This window comes from Curtobacterium sp. PhB137 (assembly GCF_003814955.1).
Classification (GTDB): domain Bacteria; phylum Actinomycetota; class Actinomycetes; order Actinomycetales; family Microbacteriaceae; genus Curtobacterium.
Map to the genome: position 1 here is coordinate 419,953 of NZ_RKQO01000004.1, position 22,414 is coordinate 442,366.

Consider the following 22,414-nt stretch of genomic DNA (forward strand, 5'->3'; position numbering starts at 1 on the left):
TACGCTTCCTGATCATCGATCACCCGGATCGAACCGGACCGGAAGGCTCCCATGACCGACACCTTCGTGAGCGCCGAACTGGCCTCCCAGCCGGAGACCTGGCGCGCCGCCGCAGCACTCCTGCCGACCTTCTCGGACGCGCTCCCCCAGCCCGGTGAACGCGTCGCCGTGATCGGCTGCGGCACGAGCTGGTTCATCGCGATGAGCTACGCCGTCGCCCGTGAGCAGGCCGGCCTCGGGGTCACCGACGCCTTCGCCGGCTCCGAGTACCCCGCATCGCGCGAGTACGACCGTGTGCTCACCATCAGCCGCTCGGGCACAACGACCGAGATCGTCGACCTGCTGCAAGCCCTGCCGTCGCAGCGCACCGTCCTGATCACGGCCGTCGCGGACAGTCCCGCCGCGGCCGTCGCCGACGACGTGGTCGCACTGCCCTTCGCCGACGAGCGCTCCGTCGTGCAGACGCGGTTCGCCACCACGGCGCTCGCCCTGCTGCGCGCGTCGATCGGCGACGACGTCGAGGCCCTCGCCGCCCAGGCCGAGATCGCGCTGACCCTGCCGATCGACGACCTGCTCGACGCCGAGCAGGTCTCCTTCGTGGGCCGCGGTGCCGCCGTCGGCCTGACGTTCGAGGCCGCACTCAAGACGCGGGAGGCCGCGCAGTTCTGGGCCGAGTCCTACCCGGCGATGGACTACCGGCACGGGCCGATCGCCATCGCGCAGCCCGGCCGGCTCGTCTGGTCGCTCGGTGCCGCACCGCAGGGGCTGGCTGACGAGGTCGCCGCCACCGGTGCGCGCTTCGTGCAGCACGACCTCGACCCGATCGCCGGCCTCGTCGTCGTGCACCGGTTCGCCGTCGCCCTGGCCGAGGGTCGTGGGCTGGACCCGGACAACCCCCGTTCGCTGACGCGGTCGGTCATCCTCACCTGATGGCGGGCGCAGGCGCGGTGCTCGGGGTCGACGTCGGCGGCACGGGCACCAAGGCCCGGCTGACCGACGCCGACGGACTCGTCCTGGACGAGACCCGGGTCCCGACGCCCCGCGACGATCCGTCGGGGCTCCGACTGGCGGTGGCCGTCGCCGACCTGGCAGTGCGGGCGCTCGACCGCGGTCGGCTCGACGCCGTCGGGCTCGTCACGCCGGGTGTCGTCGACGAAGCCGCCGGCACCGTCGTCCTCGCGGTGAACCTCGGGTGGCGGGACGTGCCGGTCCGTGACCTCGTGCGGGCCGAGCTCGTCCGACGCGGTGTCGACGTCCCGATCGCCTTCGGCCACGACGTCCGCGCCGGTGCCCTCGCCGAGACCCACACCGGTGACACGGCGCTGTCCCGCGGATCGGTCGCGTTCGTACCCGTCGGCACCGGCCTGGCCAGCGCGCTGGTCGTCGACGGCCAGGTCGTGTCCGGGGGCGGATGGGCGGGGGAGATCGGCCAGGTGCTGATCCCGTCCGGACCGCACGAGGGGCTCCGGGTCGAGGAGATCGCATCGGCCGGGGGAGTCGCACGCCGCTCCGGGTCGGCATCGGCGCACGCAGCCATGCTCCGGGTGCGCGACGGCGACCCCGTGGCGACCGCCGTCTGGGACGACTGCGTCGCCGTGCTCGCGGACGCCCTCGCCTGGACGACCGCGGTCGCCGGCTGCCACACCGTCATCGTCGGCGGGGGACTCGCCGAGTCCGGCCCGCTGCTGTTCGGGCCGCTCCGCACGGCGGTGGCCGAGCGGCTCGTCGGGGTCCGCGCCCCGGAGATCCTGCCGGCCGCCCACGGCGACGCCGCCGGAGCCATCGGCGCAGGTCTGCTCGCACGGCGGCTGCTCGAGAGCGGGGTGCTGCTGTGACCACGCTCGTCCGCGCGCCACGCATCGTGACCGCCGCCCACGACCTGCACGACGGGTGGCTCGTCCTCGGCGACGACGCCACCGTGCTCGCGGTCGGTGCCGGCACACCGCCGCGCGCGGACTCCGCGGTCCCCGTCGAGGGCACCGTCGTGCCGGGCTTCGTCGACCTGCACGCCCACGGCGCACTCGGCCACGACTTCGCGACGTGTTCCGCCGCGGACGCCCGAGCGGCGGCCGCGCACCACCGGTCACGGGGGACCACGACCCTCGTCGCCTCGATCGCGACCGGGCGTCCCGACGACACCGTCGCAGCCCTCACGCGCCTGCGACCGCTCACCTCGGACGGCACGCTGGCGGGCCTGCACCTCGAAGGGCCGTGGTTGTCCCCGGCCCGCCGCGGAGCCCACCGGGTGGACCTGCTCCACGCGCCGGACCCGCTCGAGGTCGACGCGTACCTGGCGGCCGCCGACGGCGCGCTGCGGGTCGTGACACTCGCCCCCGAGCTCCCCGGCGCCCTCGACACCGTGGCGCGGTTCGTCGCCGCCGGGGTCGTCGTGGCGATCGGGCACACCGACGCCACCGCCGAGCAGACCCGCCGCGCGATCGACGCCGGTGCCACGCTCGTCACGCACCTGTTCAACGGCATGCCACCGCTGCACCACCGCACGCCGGGGCCGGTCGGGGTCGCCCTGACCGACGACCGCGTCCTGCTCGAGTGCATCGTCGACGGACACCACCTCGACCCGACCACGATCGGGCTCGTCCAGCGGAGTGCACCGGGCCGCCTGGTGCTCGTGTCCGATGCGATGTCGGCGACGGGCTGCCCCGACGGCGACCACACCATCGCCGGGTCCGCGGTCTCGGTCCGCGGCGGTGTCGCGATGCTCGCCGACGGGTCGTCGTTGGCGGGCAGCACGATCACCGTCGCCGACGCGGTCCGTGGGCTGCTGACGAGCGGGGTCGCGGTGCCCGAGGTCGTCGCCGCCTCTGCCACACGTGCGGCTCGGCTGCTCGGTCGGCCGGCGCCGCTCACGGTCGGCGCACCCGCCGATCTCCTCGTGCTCGACCCCGACACCGGTGCGGTGCGGAACCCCCTGCGGACGGCGGTGGTCGCGTGATCATCGTCGTCACCCCGAACCCGGCCGTCGACGTCACGTACCGGGTCGCCGAACAGCGCATCGGCGAGACCCAGCGAGTCCTCGACGTCGCACGGCACCCGGGTGGCAAGGGCCTGAACGTCGGTCGGGTCCTGGCGGCGACGGGTGTCGCGACGCACGCCGTCCTGCCCCTTGGGGAGACGCCCGGCCGCTGGATCTCGGACGCGCTCGACGACCTCGGCCTCGACCACACCGACGTCGTGGTGTCCGGCACGACCCGCACGACCGTCACCGTGGTCGACGACGTCGCCCACCCGACGATGTTCGGTGAGCCCGGCCCGGTGCTCACCGGCACCGAGTGGGACGCCGTCGCCGCAGCGGTCGACGGACTGCTCGGCCGCGCCGACGCCACCGCCCTCGTGGTGTCCGGTTCGCTGCCCGGCGGTGCCGCGCCCGACATCGTCGCGCGCTGGGTCGCCACGGCCCACGAGCACGGCGTCCTGAGCGTCGTGGACTGCTCCGGTGCCGCACTGCTGGCGGCGGCGAGCGCGGGTGCCACCGTCTGCAAGCCCAACCGCGAGGAACTACTCGAGGCCACGGGCGCCGCGGACGAACGCACGGCCGCCCTCCGGCTGCTGGAACGCGGCGCCGGCGTCGTCGTGGTCTCCCGCGGAGCGCACGGCATCGCCGCCCACACCGCGGACCACGTGCTCGAGGTCCCAGCGGTGCCCGGCGTCTCGGGCAACCCGACCGGAGCGGGCGACGCAGCGACCGCCGGTCTGGTCGGTGCCCTGGTCCGCTCGGGTCACCAGCAGGGCACCGGCGCCCCCTTCGCCGACGACACCCTGCTCCGAGCGCTCCGGTCCGCCGCTGCCCACGGGGCCGCCGCCGTCCTCCGCCCGGTGGCGGGCGAGGTCGACCCCGCCGACGTCCACCGCTTCCTGACCCACCCCGACCGAACGAGGACCCCAGCATGATCACCGACCTCGCCCTGACGGGCCTGCTCGACACCGCCCGCACGGCACACCGTGGCGTGGGCGCGTTCAACGTCGTGCTGCTCGAGCACGCCGAGGCCATCGTCACCGGGGCCGAGCGGGCCGGACTGCCCGTCATCCTGCAGATCAGCGAGAACTGCGTCCGGTACCACGGCGGTCTCGCACCGATCACGACCGCGACCCAGGCGATCGCCCGGGCCGCCGACGTCGACGTCCTGGTCCACCTCGACCACATCGAGGACCCGGACCTCGTCGCCGCCGGCATCGACCTGGGCGTCGACTCCGTCATGTACGACGGCTCGCACCTGGACTTCGCGGCGAACGTCGCCGCCACCCTTGACCTCGCGGTCCGGTGTCACGCCGCCGGCGTCGCCATCGAGGCCGAGCTCGGCGAGGTGGGCGGCAAGGACGGCGTGCACGCTCCGGGTGTCCGCACCGACCCCACCGATGCCGCCGCGTTCGTGGCCGACACCGGGGTGGACGCCCTGGCCGTCGCCGTCGGGACCTCGCACGCGATGCAGACCCGCGAAGCCTCGGTCGACCGCGACCTGGTGGAACGTCTGCGGTCCGCGGTGCCGGTCCCGCTGGTCCTGCACGGTTCGTCGGGGCTGTCCGACGACGAGCTGCGCGGCGCGGTGCAGGCCGGCATGACGAAGATCAACATCTCGACGCACCTGAACGGCCTGTTCACGCGTGCCCTGCGCACCGTGCTCGACGAGCGGCCCGACCTGGTCGACCCCCGCAAGTACGTGTCGGCGGGGCGCGAGGCGATCTCCACCGAGACCGCCCGGCTGCTGACGCTCCTGCACGGCTGAGCGGTGGCGGCCCGAGCAGCCGCAGTGCTCAGCAAAGCGGGACGTTCACCGCGAGCCCACCCATCGCGGTCTCCTTGTACTTCGTCGACATGTCCGCCCCGGTCTGCCGCATCGTCTCGACGACCTGGTCGAGCGACACGTGGTGCACGCCGTCGCCACGCAGGGCCATCCGTGCGGCGTTGATCGCCTTGTTCGCCGCGATCGCGTTCCGCTCGATGCACGGGATCTGCACCAGGCCACCGATCGGGTCGCAAGTGAGCCCGAGGTTGTGCTCCATCGCGATCTCCGCGGCGTTCTCGACCTGTTCCGGGGTGCCCCCGAGGACCTCGGCGAGTCCGGCGGCAGCCATCGACGCGGCCGAGCCGACCTCGCCCTGGCAACCGACCTCGGCACCGGAGATCGATGCGCGCTCCTTGTAGATCGACCCGACGGCGCCGGCGGTGAGCAGGAACCGCACGACGGCGTCGTCGCGGTCGGCAGCGGTGATCGCGGGGACGTAGGTGAGCGCGTAGTACAGCACCGCGGGGATGATGCCGGCGGCGCCGTTGGTGGGTGCGGTGACGACCCGGCCGCCGGTGGCGTTCTCCTCGTTCACCGCCATGGCGACGAGATTCACCCACTCCATGGCGAACAGCGGGTCGTGGTCGGGGTCCTCGCGGGTGAGCTGCTCGTGCCAGGTGGCTGCACGACGCCGGACGTCGAGCCCGCCGGGCAGGCATCCGTCACGGCGGACGGAGCGGTCGACGCACGAGTCCATGACGGCATGGATGTCGAGCAGCCCGGAGCGGACGTCGGCGTCGGTCCGGGTGACCGACTCGTTGGCGAGCGCCACTCCGCTGATCGGCAGACCGGAGGCAGCGCAGGCGGCCAGCAGCTCGGCGCCGCTCGAGAACGGGTACGGCACGCGGTCGTCGACCGGGATCGCCGCCCCCGCGACCACGGCACCGTCGTCCACGGCGCCGCCGTCCTCGCCGTCGCTGTCGCCGTCGCCGTCGCCGTCGCGAGCGATGAAGCCGCCGCCGATCGAGTAGTACGTCTCGTCGGCCAGGTCGGCACCGGCTCCGTCACGGACTCGCAGCCGCATGGCGTTCGGGTGCCGGGGCAGCATGGTCAGGGGATGCAGCACGATGTCGGCGAGCCGGAACGGCACGGTCACCCCACCGTCGAGCCGGAGCAGGCCGTCGCGTTCGAGGGCGTCGAGCGACCCGGTCATCGCGTCCGGGTCGACGGTCTCGGGGTGGGACCCCATCAGGCCGGCGACCACGGCGCCGAGGGTGCCGTGGCCCTGCCCGGTCGACGCCAGTGAGCCGTACAGGTCGACGGCGACGGAGGCGACGGGCAGCCCGGCGACCAGGGACGCGAACTCGGCGCCGGCCCGCATCGGCCCGACGGTGTGCGAGCTCGAGGGACCGACACCCACGCTGAACAGATCGAAGACGGAGACCGGCACGCCGCCACACTAACCCGTCCGGACGGACCGGGCTCAGCTGGCCGCACCGAGTCTCGGGCTGAGCGACAGATCACGGACTCACGAGCGCGAGAACTGTCGCTCACCGCGAGACTCGGCCCCCGGGCACGGACGGACCGGGGCTCAGCGGCGGGTGTTGCCCTCGGCCGGCACCACGAACCACAGGACGACGTAGGCGATCCACAGCGGCCCGGGGAACAGGCTCAGGATCACCCAGCCGATGCGGACGAGGGTGCGGGACAGGCCGAAGCGATCGGCGAGGCCGGCGCAGACACCGGCGAGGATGCGGCCGTTGCGGGGACGGGAGAGTGTGCTCATGGGGTCGACGCTACGCACCGGCGACGAGCAAGGGCATCCGGGCAGTACCCCGGAGCACGGTGGGGACAACCCCCGAACGACCCCCGAACCACCGCCGACGCCCGGCCCCCGACCACCGACCACCGACACCCGTCAGGGGATCAGCACGATCTTCCCGCGGGTGTGCCGCTGCTCCAGCTGCTCGTAGGCGTCCTGCACCCGGTCGAGCGGGAAGGTCGCCGCGATCGGCACCTCGACCTCGCCGTTCGCCACCTGCATCGCGAGGGCGCCGAGGATCTCCGGGTCGGCGGTGTCCGCACTGCCGGAGGCCTTCGCACCGACCTCGGCGGCAGCCTCGAACGCGATGATCGTCTCGATGCGGTCGACCGGCACGCCCAGGGCGATCCCCAGGTGCACGTACTCAGGACCGTACGTGTCGATGACGGCGTCGATGCCGTTGGTGGCGAGCTCGGTGATGCGCTCCTGCAGGCCCTCGCCGTACGCGACGGGCCGTGCACGCTTCGACCGGAGCCACTCGTGGTTCGCCTCGGACGCGATCGCGATCACGTCGATGCCCTCGTTCGTCAGCAGCTGCGTGACGAACCCGCCGACACCACCGGCGGCACCGGACACGACGACGGTCTCGCCGGGTCGGGGGTCGACGGCACGGACGGCTGCGGCAGCGGTCGTGGCGACGATGTCGAGCCCGCCAGCGACGGTCCAGTCGAGCAGCCGGGGCTTCTGCACGACCTGTTCGGCCGGCACCGAGACGTACTCGGCCTGGCTCGCGCGGTCCCACGACCACCCGAGGACCTCTTCGCCCTCGTCGACGCCGTCGACGCCCTCGCCGACGGCCACGACGATGCCGGCGAAGTCGGTGCCCTGACCGGACGGCAGCGCGTCGGAGGACCCGCCGTCGAGCAGCCCCTGGCGGATCGCCGACTCGCCCGGGTTGATGCCGGCGGCGCGGACCCGGACGAGCACCCGACCGGCGGTGGCCTCGGGGACGGGGACCTCGGCGACGTGCAGCACGGAGCGGTCACCCCACTCGTCGAAGCGGACGGCGCGCATGGTCTCCGGGATCTCAGTCATCGCGTCCGACGGTACCCCGAGCATGACGAACGGTCCGCGTGGACCGCTCCATCGGCACGACGGTGGGAGACTGGCCCCATGCCCATCCTCAACAAGGACATGCAGGTCTGCATGTCGCTCGCGGCCCGGCCGAGCAACATCGGCACCCGGTTCCACAACTTCCTGTACGACGAGCTCGGGCTCAACTTCCTGTACAAGGCGTTCACCACGACCGACCTGCCCGGCGCCGTCGCCGGCATCCGAGCGCTCGGCATCCGCGGCTGCTCGGTGTCGATGCCCTTCAAGGAGGCGATCATCCCGCTCGTCGACCACGTCGAGGAGTCCGCCGCCGCCATCCAGTCGGTGAACACGGTCGTGAACGACGACGGCGTGCTCACCGCGTCGAACACCGACTACGAGGCGATCGCCGCCCTGCTCGGGTCGCACGACGTCGACACCGCGTCCCGGGTGCTGCTCCGCGGCTCCGGCGGCATGGCGAAGGCCGTGACCGCGGCGTTCCGCGGTGCCGGCTTCGACCGCCTGACGGTCGTCGCCCGCAACGAGCAGACCGGTACGGCGCTCGCGTCGCAGTACGGGTACGAGTGGATCGCCGAGGAGCGCGAGGCGGGGGAGTCCGACCTGGTGGTCAACGTCACGCCCCTCGGCATGCGGGGCGACCAGCAGGACGCGCTCGCCTTCGCGCAGGACCGGATCGAGGCGGCCCACACGGTCTTCGACGTGGTCGCGTTCCCGTCGGAGACCCCGCTGGTCCGTGCGGGACGGAACGCCGGCAAGCACGTCATCACCGGCGCCGAGGTCATCGCGCTGCAGGCAGCGCGCCAGTTCGAGCGCTACACGGGCGTCGCCCTGACGGACGACCAGGTGGCGCGCGCCAGCGAGTTCTCGCGCGCCGAGTAGTCGACGCGCCCACAGGGCGGACGGGAGGCACGGGGCCAGCTGGCACCGCGCCTCCCGTCCGCCTTTGTGGGAACGTCTCAGGCGTTCGTCGCGCGCCCGACGGCCACCCACCCGAGGCGGCGCAGCGTCTCGTGGTTCCGGACCCAGATGAGCGGCTGCATGAGGAAGTCGGGGACCCAGGCGCCGGGACCGGCGACGGCGTTCTCGACGATCGTCACCTTGCAGCCCTTGCGGTGCGGCTCCACGGTCAGCTCCACGCGGGCCTCACCGATCGGCCACCCCTTCGGCTGGATCACCATGCGGTGCGGCGGATCCCACACCAACGAGGTCGTGACGTCGTCGATGACGAGCGGCCAGGCACCGAAGGAGTGGTGCAGGTGCGTGCCGACCTGCGGCCAACCGGCCTCCTGCTTCCGCATGCGCGAGGCGCCGACCACCCAGGTCGTGTAGAGCCAGCCGTCGCCGAGCACGTCGAAGACGTCCTCGGGAGCGCAGTGCAGGATGCGGACGTTCTTCGCCATGGTGATCAGCCTTCCGGGGTGAGGTCGACGTCGTCGGGCAGCCCGAAGGTGTGCCGGAGTGCGCTCTTCGCGGCACGCCAACCGGCCATGCCGTGCACACCGGGGCCGGGCGCGGCCGACTCGGAGCACAGGTACATGCCGCCGCCCATCCGCCACGGGTCGCTGGACAGCACCGGGCGCTTCACGAGCTGCCAGAAGCTCGCAGCACCGGCGGCGATGTCGCCGCCGACGTAGTTCGGGTTGTGGTCCGACATGTGCGCGGCCGTCCGGCTCGACGTGTGCAGGATCGTGTCGCGGAACCCCGGTGCGAACCGTTCGACCTGGCGCGTGATCGCCTCGGTCTGGTCGACGTCGGACCCCGCCGGCACGTGCGCGTAGGCCCAGAAGACGTGCTTGCCCTTCGGCGCCCGGGTCGGGTCGACGACGGTCGGCTCGGAACCGAGCACGTACGGCCGTTCGGCGTGCTGACCGTGCGCGACCGAGCCCTCCGCCGCCGCGATCTCGGCTCGTGTCCCGCCGATGTGCACCGTGCCGGCCCGGCGCAGCGCCTCGTTCGTCCACGGCACCGGATCGGACAGCGCGAAGTCGACCTTCGCGGCCGCGTTGCCGAACCGAAACCGGCGGAGCGCACCGCGCTTCGGCGTGGGGATCTGCGAGCCGGCGATCCGCAGCATTCCGGGGACACTCGTGTCGAAGAGCACCGCCTTCGCCGGGGTGAGGTCGCCGAGCGACCGGACCTCGTGCCCGGTGACGATCCGTCCGCCGTGCGCGACGAGGTCGTCGGCGAGCGCGTCGATGATCGCCTGGCTGCCGCCGATCGGCACGGGCCAACCGCGGGCGTGTGCGTAGGCGCCGAGCGACAGCGCCGCGGCGGCCGTCGACAGCGAGGGCATGTGCTGGATGGAGTGCGCGGCGACGCCGGACACCATCGCCGGGGCGGCGTCCTGCCGGAAGCGGGCGTTCCAGGCGCTGCTGCCCTGCTCGAGTGCGCGCAGGCCGAACCGCAGCACCGTGAGCGGGTGCCGCGGCACGTGCAAGAGCGCGTCGGTGGCGAAGTCGGCGACCTGGTCGGCAGCGCGGGCGAGCGGGCCCATCAGGTTCCGGAAGGCTGGGCCGTCCACACCGAGCTCGGCGGCCGTCCGCTCGAGGTCCTGGTACGCGATGCCGGCACGACCGCCGTCGAGCGGGTGCCCGTACTGCACCTCGGGCAGGCGGAGCTCGATGCGCTCCTCCATCCGGAACAGCCGGAAGAACTCGGACTGCAGCGCCATCGGGTGCACCGCCGAGCAGACGTCGTGCAGGAACCCCGGCAGGGTGAGCTCGGCGGTGCGGGCACCACCGCCGATCGTGTCGTTCCGTTCGACCACCTCGACGGACAAGCCCGCACGGGCGAGCGTCACCGCCGCCGCGAGTCCGTTCGGTCCGGCCCCGACGACCACCGCATCAACCATGGTCCGAGCCTAGGGACTCGTGTCTGCGTGTGGTCCCGGTCAGGGGCGTGCGACGTCGGGGTCTGCCGGGTCGGAGCCGTCCTCGTCGCCGTCGGCGTCGTCCGGCTCGTCGGTGTCGACCGGGGTCGAGCCCACGGGGTGCTCGGCCAGCAACGTCGCGAAGTCCTCGTCGAGCATCTGCTGCAGGCGGTCGTCACGGCCGATCTCGTAGTCGTCGGCCGGACGCTGGGCCCAGCCGAGGCGCCCGACCACCGTGGTGCCGATGTCGTCCCAGGCTCGGGCGCGGGCGGCGAGCACGATGCCGTCGACGAAGTGCTGGTCGTCACGGCGCTTGTCGAGCATCGTCGCGAGTTGCTCGTACGTCGCCTCTCGCGTGCGCAGCTTGAGGTCGTCACCCCGGCGGTAGTCGTGCTGGTGCCGCGAGCGGCCCTTCGACTTGCTCGACGTCGACCGGATCTCCCGCATGCGCGCGGCGTCGCCCCGCTGCTCCTCGGCCATGCGGTGGAGCTCCTCGCGCGCGGCCTCGGCGATCAGCGCGTGGTCGAAGTACCCCTGGTCGCGCAGCGCGTTCGTGATGATCCGGTTGCCGACCGCGATCGTGACCGCGGCCTTCGCGATGAGGAACCCCTCGTCGACGGCCCGCTTCAGTTCGACCTGGCTGATGGGTCGATCGCGCACGTCGTGGTTGCGTCGTCCGAACAAGGCCATGCTCCGACGATACCGGCGTCCGGTGACCATCCGTCGGCAGGTGGACCCGGATCACGCCCTGGAGGGACGACACGCCCCGAGTGGTTCCGTAGCGTCGGGTGCATGGTCACGTACACGGAGTCCCCCCGCACCGGTCTCGGCACCGCGAGCCTCGTCCTCGGGATCTGCTCGCTGCTCGCCGGTTGGACGTTCGTCGCGCCGATCGTCGGGCTGTGCCTGGGCGTCGCGTCGCGCAGCCGGGAACCGCTCGCCCGTGGTCGCGCGGGCTGGGGGATCTTCCTGAACCTCATCGCGCTCGCCGTCTGGATCCTGCTGCTCGTGCTGGCGGTCGTCGGCGGTGTGTTCGCGGTCTGGCAGGGCGCGACGCAGGGCTCCTGACGCACGCGCACGCGCACGCGGGCGGCGGGGAGTCTCGCCTAGAGCAGCAGGCCGTAGACGGCGACGTCGGCGCGGACGGGTCCGAGCGGCAGCGCGCCCCGCAGAGTGCCCTCGAGGGCGAACCCGAGCCGTTCGGCGAGCGCGCGGCTGCGGGCGTTGTCGACGCCGGTCCGGATCTCGAGCCGTGCGGTGCCGCGTGCCCGCGCGACCTCGACCAGGACCCCGGCGGCCCGCCCCGCGACACCGAGGCCCTCGTGTCCGGCGTCCACCCAGTAGCCGAGTGACGCCTGGCCCAGGTACGGGTCGAAGGTCAGCGACGCCACCCCGACGATGCGGTCGTCGGAACGGATGACGCAGGGGAGCGCGCGGTCCATCGCGAACTGGCCGAGCAGCCGTTCGGTGTGCAGTCCGATGGTCTCGCGGTCCTGCGGATCCCACGCCCATGGTTCGGCGGCCCGGAGCCGGTCGAGGTTCGCGCGCACGAGTTCGAGCACCGGGTCGACCGTGGTCAGGTCGCGCAGCGTGAGCGTGTACCCGTCCCCGAGGTCCCGCCCGAATGCCGCCACCCGTCAGAGACTATGCACGCCGGGCGCTACTCGTACCGGAGCGCCTCGATCGGGTTCTGCCGTGCGGCGCGGCGCGCGGGGAGGGTGCCGGCGAGGAACGCGATGAACATCACGACGAGGATGATCGTCGCCACCGAACTCGGCGCGAACTGCATGATCTGCAGGCCCGGCAGGTCCTTGAGCACCGTGCCCGCGAGCACGTTCGAGATGCCCGTCCCGAGCAGGATCGCGACACCGGCTCCGATGGCGCTGCCGAGGAACCCGATGAAGACCGCCTCGAGCGAGAACAGCGTGTAGACCTTGCCGCCGCCCATGCCCATCGCCTTCATCAGGCCGATCTCGCGGGTGCGCTCCTGCACGCTCATCAGCAGCGTGTTGATGATGCCGAAGCCCGCAGCCACCAGGGCGATGACGGCGAAGGCGTTCAAGACCCCGACGATGCCGCTGATGACGGTCTGGAACTGGCCGAGCTGGTCCTGGATGGTCTGCCCGAGGAACCCGTCGTCCGACAGCGCCTTCTTGACCGTGGTCGCGGAGGCCCCGGAGTCGAGCGTCGCGGTGGCGCTGGCGTACGAGGTCGCGATCGAGTCCGGCTTGCCGATCTCCTGCGCGGCCTGCATCGCGTCGGTGAGCGCGGCGTTCGCCCCGGCACCGCCCCCGAACAGCGACTCGTTCTGCACACCGACCACCGTCGCGGTGAGGGTGTGCTCCTTGCCCTGGTAGTCGTCCACCGCGAAGGTGAGCTCCTTGCCGACGGCGGCCTTCGCGCTGCCGAGTCCGAGGTTCTCCAGGTAGTTCGTCGGCAGGATCACCTGGTTCGCGTCGGTGTCGTCGTCGAGCTGCTTCCCGCTCGCCAGGTCGGCGTCGAGCTCCCCCGCGTTGGCGGTCAGGGAGACGACGTACTTGCCGTCGTCGCCGTGCTCGGCGTACTTCGGCGCCAGGGCGACCGCTGGACGGATGCTCTTGATGCCGTCGATCGCGCGGATGTCGTCGACGTCGGACTGCGACAGGTACGAGAACGACGCCGGACCGCGGTCGACGCTCTGGCCGGACTCGTCGGGGTCGTACTCCGCCGGCCCGCTGTCGGTCGACGTGGTGTCGACGGCCTTCGTGATGGTCAGGGAACCGGTGTCGCCGATCGACGAGACCTGGGTGTCGATGTAGTTGCTGACACCCGTACCGATCGCCGAGGTCAGCGTGATCGTGAAGGCGCCGATGAAGATCGCGATGACGGTCAGGGTCGTGCGCAGCTTCGACCGGAAGGTGTTCGAGACCGCGGTGCGGAGCAGGTCGAGGAAGTTCATGCGGAGTGCCTTCCGTGCGTGGCCTGCTGGTCGATGGCGGCACCGGCGGTGGGTGTGCCGTCCGATCCACCGACGATGAGTCCGTCGCGGACGTTGACGCTGCGGTCGCAGCGGGCGGCGAGTTCTTCGTCGTGGGTGACCACGACGAGCGTGATCCCGCGTTCGCGCTGCAGGCCGAAGAGCATGTCCTCGACCACCTGCCCGGTGTTCGTGTCGAGGTTGCCGGTCGGCTCGTCGGCGAAGATGACGCTCGGCTCACCGACCAGCGCGCGTGCGATGACCACGCGCTGCTTCTGCCCGCCGGACAGGTCGTTAGCGTCGTTCTTCGCCTTGTCGGCCAGACCGAGGGAGTCGAGCGCCGCCATGCCGCGTCGCTTCCGCTCGGCCCCGGAGACGCCCGCGATCTTGAGCGGGAGCACGACGTTGTCGAGGACCGAGGTCTTGGGGGTCAGGAAGAACTGCTGGAACACGAACCCGAAGGTGCTGTTGCGCGTGCGGTTCACCTGCCGCGCGCCGAGGGTCGCCGCATCGGTCCCGTCGAGCAGGACCTGCCCGGTCGACGGCTTGTCGAGCAGTGCGAGCAGGTGCATGAGCGTCGACTTGCCCGAACCGGACTTGCCGACGATCGCCAGGCTCTCGCCCTGGTGCACCTGGAGCGACACCCCCTTGAGCGCGTCGAACCGCGTCGGGCCTCGGCCGTAGGTCCTGGCGAGGTCACGGGCCTCGAGCACGGGAGTGGTCATGGCCCCACCGTAGTGTCCACTGCACGACTGCAAGTTTGCGTTTGCTGTAGATCATGTGACGTTCCGGTTACAGTCGGGCCATGCCCGACACCGCGCCCGCCACCGAGATGGGTCTGCGCGACCGCAAGCGCATCGAGACACGCCACCGCATCGCGGAGGCGGCTCGGTCCCTCGCGCTCGAGCAGGACATCGACCACACCACGATCGAACAGATCGCCGCACGCGCCGAGGTGTCACCCCGCACGTTCTTCAACTACTTCGAGAGCAAGGAGGACGCGGTCCTCGGGCACACCGAGCTCGACCTGGACGCCGAGACCCTGGCAGCGCACCTCGAGACCGTCGCGGGGGAGCCGGCTGCGCAGGCCGTGGTCGACCTCGCGTTCCTGGTGTTCGGCTCGTCGTTCGGCGACGAGCACGAGCGGCTCGCCCGGAAGGAGGTCATCGTGCGCTTCCCGCAGCTCATGCGCCGCCAGGTCAGCCGGATGACGACCGTGGCCGAGGCGATGACGGGTGCGGTGCGCACGATCCTCGAACGCGATCCGGCGTGGGGGCCGGACGCCGCGACCCCGCAGGCCGCCGAGATGCTGCTCGGCATGTGCATGACCGGCCTGCGGAGTTCGGCGCGCCACGAGGGTTCCGACCCGGAAGAGGTCCGCGCCCGCGTCGTCGCGTCGATCCGCGACACGGCTGCGCGCATCGCTGTGGCCTGAGAGGCAACCACAGACGGACGGGAGGCCCGGTGCCACCCGGCACCGGGCCTCCCGTCCGTGACGTGGATGCGTCGAGAGCCGTCACGGCTTCGTGATGAAGCCCTCCTTCACCATCCAGTCGAACGCGACGTCGGCCGGCTCGCGCCCCTCGACGTCGACCTGACGGTTCAGCTCCTGCAGCACCGCGTCGGTGAGCTTCGGCGAGATCTGGTCGTAGACGTCGGCGAGCTGCGGGTACTCCTTGAGCGTGGCCGAGTCGAGCACCGGCGCGACGTTGTACGCCGGGAAGAAGCCCTTGTCGTCCTCGAGCACGGTCAGGCCGAGCGACTTGATGCGGCCGTCGGTGGTGAAGACCTCGCCGAAGTTGCACTTGCCGCGGTCGGTGGCCGTGTAGACCGTGCCGGTGTCGAGGATGCTGACGTTGTCGCTGGGGATCCCGTTCTCCCCCGAACCGCCGAGCTCCAAGCCGTACTTCTTGAGCATCGGCTTGAACCCGTCGGCACGCGAGTTGAACTCCGACTCCACGCAGAAGGTGCGCTCGTCGACGGGGAGCTTCGCGATGTCGGACAGGGTCTTGATGTCTCCGAGTTCCTTGACCGCCTCGTCCCGGACCGCGAACGCGTAGGTGTTGTTCATCGGCGCCGGGTTCAGCCACGTGAGCCCGTTGCCGGCGTCCTCCTTCTTGACCGCTTCCCACTGCTCGGTCTTGTCCGGGATCCCCTCGGCGTGGCCCATGAAGGTCAGCCAGGCGGTGCCGGTGTACTCGTACGTGAAGTCCGCACCGTGCGAGGTCATCAACTCGCGGACGGCGACGCTGCCCGGCACGTTGGTCTCGTCGGTGACGTCGAACCCGGCGGCCTTCGCGGCGAGCACGGCGATCTTGCCGAGCACGAGCTGCTCGGTGAAGTTCTTCGACGTCACGGTGATGTGGGCACCGTCCGGCAGGTCGTCGATGCGCTCGATGGTGCCGGGACCGGCCTCGGGGACGAAGGACGTCGCGGGCTGCAGGCCGCAGCCGGCCAGGACGAGCGCGGTGGTGCTGGCGAGGGCGACAACGGCCCCGCGGCGGAGGCGGCGGGTACGGCGGTTCATCGGAGTCCCTTCGGACGTGCGACGGTCTCGACCACGCGGCCGAGCCAGTCGATGGAGAGGGCGAGGAGCGCCACGAGCAGCGCCCCGGCGACGAGCACCTTCGGCAGGAACAGCGTCACGCCCGTGGTGATGAGGAGACCGAGGCCACCGGCACCGACGAAGGTGGCCAGGCTCGCGGTGCCGACGAGCAGCACGAGCGCCGTCCGGATGCCGGACAGCATGACCGGCACCGCGAGGGGCAGCTCGACGCGCATCAGGACGCTGAACGCGCTCATGCCCATGCCACGACCGGCTTCGACGAGTCGCGAGTCGACGCTCTGCACGCCGATCATGGTGTTCCGGAGGACCGGCAGGATCGCGTAGAGCACGAGTGCGACCACGGCGGACCAGCTGTTCAGGCCGAGCCACGCGGCGAGCAGCACGATCAGGCCGACGGCGGGGGCCGCCTGCCCGAAGTTGGCGACGGCGAGCACGTACGGGCTCGCCCGACGCAGCGGTCCGCGCGTGAGGACGATGCCGAGCGGGATACCGATCACGAGCACGAGCACCGTCGCCTGCAGGGTCAGCACGAGGTGCTGCCCGGTCAGGTCGAGGATGTCGGCCGGGTTGAGCGTCGTGCGTTCGGTGGGCGTGAGGTCGGCCGTGGCGAGCCAGACCGCGAACCCGGCGAGCACGACCAGGATCGCGATCGGCTGGAACAGCAGGCCCTTCCAGGACGTGCTGGCGCCGGTGGCGGGTCCGGCGGTGACAGCACTCACAGGTCTTCCCCGGAGGGCGCGATCACGGGCGCGGCCGGCGAGGACGGCAGCGTCTCGATCTGGTTGGTGTTCGTGCCGACCGGCGTGTACGCGCGGTCGTCGGCAGCTGCCGCACGCGACCGGGTGATGGCCTCCATGACGACCTCGACCGTGATGACACCGCGGAACGCCTCGCCACGACCGGTGACCAGTGCGGCCCCGGCGCTCGAGACGAGCATGGTGTCGAGGGCGTCGTTGAGCGTCGAGGCCTCGCCCACGATGGGCAGCTCCGGGTCGACGCCGTCCGGGATCCGGTCCAGGCGCTCGAGCTGTCGGCGGGACGGCCAGCCGATCGGCCGCTGCCGACGGTCGACCACGACGGCGTGCCCGTGGCCTCCGGCCTCCTGCATGCGCTGCAGGACGGCCTTCGCCTCTTCGCCGGGGGAGCAGGTCACCGCGGAGACGACCTCGACGTCGCGGACGCGGTTCAGGGTGAGCTGCTTCAGCCCGGCGCCCGAGCCGATGAAGTTCTCGACGAACTCGTTCGCCGGCTCCGCCAGGATCCGCTCCGGGGTGTCGTACTGCACGATGTGGGCGCCCTCGGTGAAGATGACGATCCAGTCGCCGAGCTTCACGGCCTCGTCGAAGTCGTGGCTGACGATGACGATCGTCTTGTGCAGCTCTTCCTGGATGCGCAGGAGCTCGTCCTGCAGGCGCTGCCGGGTGATCGGGTCGACCGCACCGAACGGCTCGTCCATCAGCAGGACGGGCGGGTCCGCGGCGAGCGCCCGGGCGACACCGACGCGCTGCTGCTGGCCACCGGAGAGTTCGCGGGGGTAGCGGTCGCGGTAGGTGGCGGGGTCGAGCGAGACGAGGTCGAGCAGCTCGTCGACGCGCGACGCGATCTTCTCCTTCGACCAACCGAGCATCTTCGGCACGATCGCGATGTTCGCTGCGACGGTCATGTGCGGGAAGAGCCCGCCGGCCTGGATCACGTAGCCCATCCGGCGGCGGAGCTCGTCGGCGTCGATGCCGGTCACGTCGTCGTCACCGACGACGATGCGGCCCTCGGTGGGCTCGATCAGGCGGTTGATCATCTTGAGGGTCGTCGTCTTGCCGCAGCCGGACGGGCCGACGAGCATGACGATCTTGCCGGCCGGGATCTCGAGGGTGATGCCGTCGACGGCGGGCTTCGACTGCCCGGGGTACCGCTTGGTGACCTCGTCGAGCAGGATGCTGCGGCCGGTGACGTCCCCGTCGGGCGCGGTGGTGGTGGCGGAGTCAGTGCTGGACACGGATACCTCTCGAGATGGTCAGGCGGCCGAGGCCGAGGAGGAGCAGGTCGAGGACGAGGGCGAGCAGGACGACGCCGACCACCCCGACGACCACGGAGTACAGGGCGTTCGCGCCGCCGAGGCGCGAGAGTCCGGAGAAGATGAAGCCGCCGAGCCCGGGGCCGAGGGCGTACGCGGCGATGGCTGCGATGCCCATCACCATCTGGGCGGACACGCGGACGCCGCTCAGGATGATCGGCCAGGCCATCGGCAGTTCGACCTGCACGAGGGTCCGGAACCGGCTCATGCCGATGCCGCGCGCGGACTCGACCACGCTCGGCGGGATCTCGGCGAGGCCGACGACCGCGTTGCGCAGGATCGGGAGCGCGGCGAAGAAGACGACCGTCACGACGGACGGCAGCACGCCGAAGCCGAGCGGGACGATGAGCAGGCCGATGACCGCGAAGGACGGCAGGGTGAGGCCGATGGCGGACACCCCGTTCGCGACGGAGGTCAGGCGGGGACTGCGGTAGACGAGTGTGGCGAGCACCACGGCGATGACCGTGGCGAGCACCGTGCACTGGACCACCAGTGAGAAGTGTTGCCACGACGAGAACCAGATCTGGCTCCATCGCTCCACGACGTACTGGAACACGGGTGGGCGCTCCCCTTCCGGTCGGCCGAACTGCCCACGGGTCGGGGCACAAGCTGCGCCAAAGCTACGCAGGGCACGGACCGGTCGTACGACGCAGCGCAGCGGAAGTGATCGATTCCTGTGCAGACAGCCGAGCGAGAACCCCTGGTCAGCGACCAGTTTGACTGTCGAGCCTGAGAGAACGGTAACGATCGTGAGGGGCCATCGGCTACATGGCCAGGCCCCGCAGGCCGGACCGCTCGGCGATGTCGACGAGCTGCTCGCGCCAGAGGACCCACTCCTCTGGGCTCTTGTCGGCCAGGTTGCCGTCCCCGTCGCCCGCCAGTCCGTCGAGCATCTCGCGCACGATGTCGGCGTGCCCTGCGTGCCGGGCCGTCTCGTACGCCATGTGCACCAGGATGCGGTGGAGCGTGACCTCGCGGAGCTCCTCCGGCCACCAGGGAACGGTACCGCGGGCGTCGAGGTCGAGCGCTTCGATGGTCGCGTCGGCGTGCGCGGCGCTGCGGTGGTGGAAGGCCACGACGTCGTCCAGGGTCTCGTCGAGCGTCGCGTACATGTCCTCGCCGTCCTCCGATTCGAGCCAGGCGGGCGCATCGGGCAGCGGTCGACCGAAGACCTCGCCGAAGTACCCGGCCTGCACACCGGCGACGTGCTTCACCAGCCCGAGCACGTTCGTGCCGGTCGGGGTCACCGGCCAGCGGGCCTGCCGTTCGGCCAGGCCGTCGAGCTTGCCGAGGAGCGCGGCGCGGTGCTTCTGCAGGTACCGGTGCAGCGTCCGCTTCACCGCTGCGGCCGAGGCCAGGGGGTCGGTGTCCGACGACGCGCCCTCGTCCGACAGGGCCGAGTTCCCGCTGGACGCGAGGCCGGTGGTCGTCGCGGGGTGGACCTCGGGGACGGCGTCGGTGCTGCTCATGCCCTCGATCGTGCCACCACGACGTCCTGCAGGCGTGCCGATTCCTGCACGGCCACCCGCTCCGCGGTGAGCAGCAGCCCGGCCACCTCGGCCGAGGTGCGCGCAGGGGCGTCGTTCCAGCTCGTCAGGTCACGCACGCGGCCCATCCGGACGTCGGGCGCCGGACACCAGAGCACCGGCGCGCCCTCGTCCACGGCGAGCGCGTGCCAGACCAGGTCGAGGGAGTGCTGGACCCGCGGCGAGTGCACGGCGTGCGGCCCGCCAGCGGCCGAGACGACCGCGCCGACCAGGCACGCAGCGACGAGCGGTCGCCCCTGCACGTCCATCGCGGCGGCACTCGTGGCCTTCCGCATCCGGCCGTGCTCGTCGAGGTACGCGAACCAGGCGTGCTGGATCCAGCCGCGTTCGACGACGCCACGCGCGTCGGACAGCAGGTGCTCGAGCTCGCCGAGTTCCTGCAGCCGGGCTTCGACCCGTCGGACGCGTGCGGCGGCGCGGCGCTCGGCGAGGCGGTCGAGGAACCCGCGGAGGCCGGTTCGCTCGGATCGGGTGGGGGCGGGAGAGGCGTCGGTGGCGACGTCGTGCTGGACGCGGAACTCGAGGGTCATGAGGGCCCCTCCGATCGGCTGTGCACGGATGGTGCGGTCACGATAGCCCCGCGGGGTCTCAGCCGTCCAGCACCGCGTCGATGCTGCGCCGCGCGACGCTCCGGAAGGCGCGTTCGTCGGACGTCGCGAGCGCGGAGGCGAGCGCGATCGCCCACCCGCGCGCGCGTCCCCAGGTGACGTCCGGAGCGGCGACCAGCGTCCGGAACGCGTGGCGGGCCTCCCGGTCGAGCGTCAGCCAGGCGGTGGCGAGGTCGACGGCGGGGTCCCCCGAGGTCACGTCGCCGAAGTCGACGACCGCCGACAGGCGTTCGTCGCCGTCCGGCGTGCGGTCCACGAGCAGGTTGAACGGGTGCAGGTCGCCGTGCACCCAGACGGGAGGCCCGGTGTGCGTCGGCAGCGCCGCCGCGGTCCGCCAGACCGCTGCCAGCTCCACGGCCCGGGGCACGTCCTGCGTGGCGAGTCGCGTCAGGACGGCGTCGCTGCGCGTCGCCAACGGCACCGCACGGAACGGGTTCGCCGGAGCATCCGCCGGAGCCGGCACGTGCAGCAGTTGCACGAACTCCGCGAGGGCCTCGGCGACCCGGACACCGGCAGCACGCTCACCGACGGGTGCTCCCGGGAGCCACGGGAGGATGCTCCACGACCAGGGGTACCCGAGCGCCGGACGGCCCACGCGCACCGGGGCCGGCACCGGGACGACCGGTGCGACGCGGGCGGCGATCTCCGGCAGCCACCGCTGCTCGTGCTCGACCAGGCGTGCTGCGAGCTCCCGACGCGGCAGCCGCACGGCGTACTCGTCGCCGAGCCGCACGATGACGTTGTCCCAGCCGTTCGCGACGACCACGAGCCGGAGGTCCGCCAGGTCGGGGTGCTGGGCGTGCAGCAGGGCCCGGACGAGCGGGACGTCGACGTCGACCTCTGCCGGTGGTGTGGGCACCGGCTCAGGCTAGTGGGCCGGTGGACACATGCCCGCGAACGGGGGCGGGTGCGGAAACCGACCGCTGGGTATGCTCGCAGGGACGGTGACGTGGGTGTTTCCCTGGGGGGACCCGCGTCATTCCGGCGCGATGATGGCGACGAGTCGCGGGACCTCTGGTCGGACGCGTTCGGTGACGAGCGCGGCGAGCAGCACCGTCCAGAGTTCCCGCAGGCGTTCGTACAGGTCGGTGCGGTCGGCGAGCACGTCCGACACCGTCTGCACGCCCGTGTACGCGGGGATGACCACGCGTCCGACCATGTCCGGGTCCCACCGCGGGTCGACCTCGCCGGCGTCGATCGCCTGGCGAACGGTCTGTGCGATGAGCGCCATCCAGTCGGTGTACGGGTCCTGACGGGGGACGTCGTGCGTCGCGACCTCGGTCGACAGTCGGATGCCGGCGCTCACGACGACCTCGGTGACCATCTGGGTCGCCAGTCCCTGCGACATCCACATGAGGGCTTCGAGCGGCGTCCGGCTCCGGGCGACCGCGGCCTCGCCGTAGCGCCGCGAGACCTCGTGCTGCTGCGCGATCACGGCACCGGCGAGGTCGGCCTTCGACGCGAAGTGGAAGTACAGCGCGCCCTTGGTCAGCCCGATCCGCTCGGCGACGCCGTCCATCGACGCGCCGAGGTACCCGCGCTCGTCGAACTCGGCGGCCGCGGCCCCGATGATCGCCGCGCGGGTCTCGAGCGCCCGCTGCTGCCGGGTGCGTCCGTCCTGGGCCATCACCTGCCGATCGTAGTCCGCTCCGAGGCTGCGCACGGCCCGCGTCCGGGCGGGTGCCCTACGGTTGGCCGCCATGGACGGATGGCGGAACCCCGCGCGGTGGGCGCGGACCGGTCGGTGGCTGCTGCTGCCGATCGCGGTGCTCGACTGGGTGGCCCTCGCGCCGCAGACCATCGTCGTGCTCGCGTTCCTCATCGCCGTCGTCGGCCTCGCCGGGATGGCAGCCGCGCTCGTCGTGCACATGCTCGGGCGCTCCCGCGGGGTGATGGCGCTGCTCGGTGTCGTCCTGCTGCTCGGCGGGCTCGTGGTGTTCGGCCTCGACCCGTTCCCCGCATCGTTCCCGCTGATCGACGCGTGGTGGCCCGAGTCGATCACGCAGCCGCAGGTGGTCGGCAGTGCCTACTGGCAGCTCGCCGGCCTCGGCATCGAGCTCGCGGGCTTCGGACTGCTGGCCACGCTGCTCGTCGTCGCGCTCACCGGCGCACCGCGATCACGGCAGGACCGCTTCCGCTCCTGACCGCGGCGCACGACTGCGGCAGCGGCGTCGTCAGCG

Annotated in this window: 26 protein-coding genes; 9 read left to right on the forward strand and 17 right to left on the reverse strand. The window is 72.0% G+C overall.

Features of this window, described 5'->3' with window-relative positions; genetic code table 11:
• The first annotated feature begins 51 nt into the window (after positions 1-51).
• Genes EDF28_RS02305 through EDF28_RS02325 form a run of 5 tightly spaced genes read left to right on the forward strand, consistent with a single transcriptional unit; the run spans position 52 to position 4,742 of the window.
• Entirely contained in the window at positions 52-930 is an 879-nt protein-coding gene (locus tag EDF28_RS02305) for an SIS domain-containing protein (RefSeq protein WP_123293030.1), read from the forward strand.
• Complete coding sequence (locus tag EDF28_RS02310; protein ID WP_123293029.1) at positions 930-1,835, forward strand: ROK family protein; 906 nt, start codon at positions 930-932, stop codon at positions 1,833-1,835. Before EDF28_RS02305 ends, EDF28_RS02310 begins: the two co-directional genes overlap by 1 nt.
• Positions 1,832-2,953, forward strand: coding sequence for an N-acetylglucosamine-6-phosphate deacetylase (nagA, locus tag EDF28_RS02315; RefSeq protein WP_123937033.1), 1,122 nt, complete (start codon positions 1,832-1,834; stop codon positions 2,951-2,953). The genes EDF28_RS02310 and nagA overlap by 4 nt, the downstream gene beginning before the upstream one ends.
• Positions 2,950-3,909: a 1-phosphofructokinase family hexose kinase gene (locus EDF28_RS02320; RefSeq protein WP_123937034.1), complete on the forward strand. Its 960-nt coding sequence runs from the start codon at positions 2,950-2,952 to the stop codon at positions 3,907-3,909. The genes nagA and EDF28_RS02320 overlap by 4 nt, the downstream gene beginning before the upstream one ends.
• Complete coding sequence (locus tag EDF28_RS02325) at positions 3,906-4,742, forward strand: class II fructose-bisphosphate aldolase (protein ID WP_123937035.1); 837 nt, start codon at positions 3,906-3,908, stop codon at positions 4,740-4,742. The genes EDF28_RS02320 and EDF28_RS02325 overlap by 4 nt, the downstream gene beginning before the upstream one ends.
• A gap of 28 nt (positions 4,743-4,770) precedes the next feature.
• Here the strand turns inward: EDF28_RS02325 and EDF28_RS02330 are convergent, their stop codons facing one another.
• From EDF28_RS02330 to EDF28_RS02340, 3 genes are all read right to left on the reverse strand, one after another.
• Positions 4,771-6,192 (reverse strand): L-serine ammonia-lyase, encoded by a 1,422-nt coding sequence (locus EDF28_RS02330; RefSeq protein ID WP_123937036.1) that lies wholly within the window; start codon positions 6,190-6,192, stop codon positions 4,771-4,773.
• 141 nt (positions 6,193-6,333) lie between these two features.
• On the reverse strand, positions 6,334-6,528 hold the full coding sequence (locus tag EDF28_RS02335) for a PspC domain-containing protein (protein ID WP_111083567.1): 195 nt from the start codon (positions 6,526-6,528) through the stop codon (positions 6,334-6,336).
• 132 nt (positions 6,529-6,660) lie between these two features.
• A complete protein-coding gene (locus EDF28_RS02340) occupies positions 6,661-7,599 on the reverse strand; it encodes an NADP-dependent oxidoreductase (RefSeq protein WP_235035886.1) in 939 nt (312 codons plus the stop codon).
• 78 nt (positions 7,600-7,677) lie between these two features.
• Here EDF28_RS02340 and EDF28_RS02345 point away from each other — a divergent pair, with 78 nt between their 5' ends.
• On the forward strand, positions 7,678-8,496 hold the full coding sequence (locus EDF28_RS02345) for a shikimate 5-dehydrogenase (protein WP_123937037.1): 819 nt from the start codon (positions 7,678-7,680) through the stop codon (positions 8,494-8,496).
• Between the two features lie 77 nt (positions 8,497-8,573).
• Here EDF28_RS02345 and EDF28_RS02350 read toward each other — a convergent pair whose 3' ends face one another.
• From EDF28_RS02350 to EDF28_RS02360, 3 genes are read right to left on the reverse strand one after another with little or no spacing between them, the layout of a single operon-like run.
• Positions 8,574-9,017 (reverse strand): SRPBCC family protein, encoded by a 444-nt coding sequence (locus EDF28_RS02350; protein WP_123293024.1) that lies wholly within the window; start codon positions 9,015-9,017, stop codon positions 8,574-8,576.
• A gap of 5 nt (positions 9,018-9,022) precedes the next feature.
• Entirely contained in the window at positions 9,023-10,468 is a 1,446-nt protein-coding gene (locus EDF28_RS02355) for an NAD(P)/FAD-dependent oxidoreductase (RefSeq protein WP_123937038.1), read from the reverse strand.
• A gap of 39 nt (positions 10,469-10,507) precedes the next feature.
• Positions 10,508-11,176: a hypothetical protein gene (locus tag EDF28_RS02360; protein ID WP_123937039.1), complete on the reverse strand. Its 669-nt coding sequence runs from the start codon at positions 11,174-11,176 to the stop codon at positions 10,508-10,510.
• Positions 11,177-11,278: 102 nt separating this feature from the next.
• Here EDF28_RS02360 and EDF28_RS02365 point away from each other — a divergent pair, with 102 nt between their 5' ends.
• Positions 11,279-11,554, forward strand: a complete 276-nt coding sequence (locus EDF28_RS02365) for a hypothetical protein (protein ID WP_123339397.1) — start codon at positions 11,279-11,281, stop codon at positions 11,552-11,554.
• A 38-nt stretch (positions 11,555-11,592) separates the two neighbouring features.
• On the opposite strand, the gene EDF28_RS02370 is transcribed toward EDF28_RS02365, so the two are convergent.
• Genes EDF28_RS02370 through EDF28_RS02380 form a run of 3 tightly spaced genes read right to left on the reverse strand, consistent with a single transcriptional unit; the run spans position 11,593 to position 14,167 of the window.
• Complete coding sequence (locus EDF28_RS02370; protein ID WP_123937040.1) at positions 11,593-12,120, reverse strand: GNAT family N-acetyltransferase; 528 nt, start codon at positions 12,118-12,120, stop codon at positions 11,593-11,595.
• Between the two features lie 26 nt (positions 12,121-12,146).
• Positions 12,147-13,424 (reverse strand): ABC transporter permease, encoded by a 1,278-nt coding sequence (locus EDF28_RS02375; RefSeq protein ID WP_123937041.1) that lies wholly within the window; start codon positions 13,422-13,424, stop codon positions 12,147-12,149.
• Positions 13,421-14,167 (reverse strand): ABC transporter ATP-binding protein, encoded by a 747-nt coding sequence (locus EDF28_RS02380; protein ID WP_123293019.1) that lies wholly within the window; start codon positions 14,165-14,167, stop codon positions 13,421-13,423. Before EDF28_RS02380 ends, EDF28_RS02375 begins: the two co-directional genes overlap by 4 nt.
• Positions 14,168-14,247: 80 nt before the next feature.
• On the opposite strand from EDF28_RS02380, the gene EDF28_RS02385 reads away from it, so the two are divergent.
• The gene (locus tag EDF28_RS02385; RefSeq protein WP_123937042.1) at positions 14,248-14,877 is read left to right on the forward strand and encodes a TetR/AcrR family transcriptional regulator; all 630 of its coding nucleotides are present in this window, start codon (positions 14,248-14,250) and stop codon (positions 14,875-14,877) included.
• Positions 14,878-14,958: 81 nt separating this feature from the next.
• Here EDF28_RS02385 and EDF28_RS02390 read toward each other — a convergent pair whose 3' ends face one another.
• The 8 genes from EDF28_RS02390 to EDF28_RS02425 all read right to left on the reverse strand — a co-directional run bounded on the left by EDF28_RS02390 (position 14,959) and on the right by EDF28_RS02425 (position 21,861).
• On the reverse strand, positions 14,959-15,969 hold the full coding sequence (locus EDF28_RS02390) for a glycine betaine ABC transporter substrate-binding protein (protein ID WP_123937043.1): 1,011 nt from the start codon (positions 15,967-15,969) through the stop codon (positions 14,959-14,961).
• Positions 15,966-16,727, reverse strand: coding sequence for an ABC transporter permease (locus EDF28_RS02395; protein WP_123937044.1), 762 nt, complete (start codon positions 16,725-16,727; stop codon positions 15,966-15,968). The genes EDF28_RS02390 and EDF28_RS02395 overlap by 4 nt, the downstream gene beginning before the upstream one ends.
• Positions 16,724-18,001 carry an ABC transporter ATP-binding protein gene (locus EDF28_RS02400; protein ID WP_123937045.1) on the reverse strand — a complete coding sequence of 426 codons (1,278 nt, stop codon included), beginning with the start codon at positions 17,999-18,001 and terminating at the stop codon, positions 16,724-16,726. Before EDF28_RS02400 ends, EDF28_RS02395 begins: the two co-directional genes overlap by 4 nt.
• The gene (locus EDF28_RS02405; protein WP_111083581.1) at positions 17,988-18,635 is read right to left on the reverse strand and encodes an ABC transporter permease; all 648 of its coding nucleotides are present in this window, start codon (positions 18,633-18,635) and stop codon (positions 17,988-17,990) included. Before EDF28_RS02405 ends, EDF28_RS02400 begins: the two co-directional genes overlap by 14 nt.
• Before the next feature lie 208 nt (positions 18,636-18,843).
• On the reverse strand, positions 18,844-19,548 hold the full coding sequence (locus tag EDF28_RS02410) for a DinB family protein (protein ID WP_123339390.1): 705 nt from the start codon (positions 19,546-19,548) through the stop codon (positions 18,844-18,846).
• Positions 19,545-20,156 carry a hypothetical protein gene (locus EDF28_RS02415; RefSeq protein WP_123339389.1) on the reverse strand — a complete coding sequence of 204 codons (612 nt, stop codon included), beginning with the start codon at positions 20,154-20,156 and terminating at the stop codon, positions 19,545-19,547. Before EDF28_RS02415 ends, EDF28_RS02410 begins: the two co-directional genes overlap by 4 nt.
• A 58-nt stretch (positions 20,157-20,214) precedes the next feature.
• The gene (locus tag EDF28_RS02420) at positions 20,215-21,093 is read right to left on the reverse strand and encodes an aminoglycoside phosphotransferase family protein (protein ID WP_123937046.1); all 879 of its coding nucleotides are present in this window, start codon (positions 21,091-21,093) and stop codon (positions 20,215-20,217) included.
• Positions 21,094-21,210: 117 nt separating this feature from the next.
• The gene (locus EDF28_RS02425) at positions 21,211-21,861 is read right to left on the reverse strand and encodes a ScbR family autoregulator-binding transcription factor (protein WP_185094116.1); all 651 of its coding nucleotides are present in this window, start codon (positions 21,859-21,861) and stop codon (positions 21,211-21,213) included.
• A 73-nt stretch (positions 21,862-21,934) separates the two neighbouring features.
• Between EDF28_RS02425 and EDF28_RS02430 the strand changes: the two genes are divergently transcribed.
• Positions 21,935-22,378, forward strand: a complete 444-nt coding sequence (locus EDF28_RS02430) for a hypothetical protein (RefSeq protein ID WP_123293011.1) — start codon at positions 21,935-21,937, stop codon at positions 22,376-22,378.
• Positions 22,379-22,414: the final 36 nt, after the last annotated feature.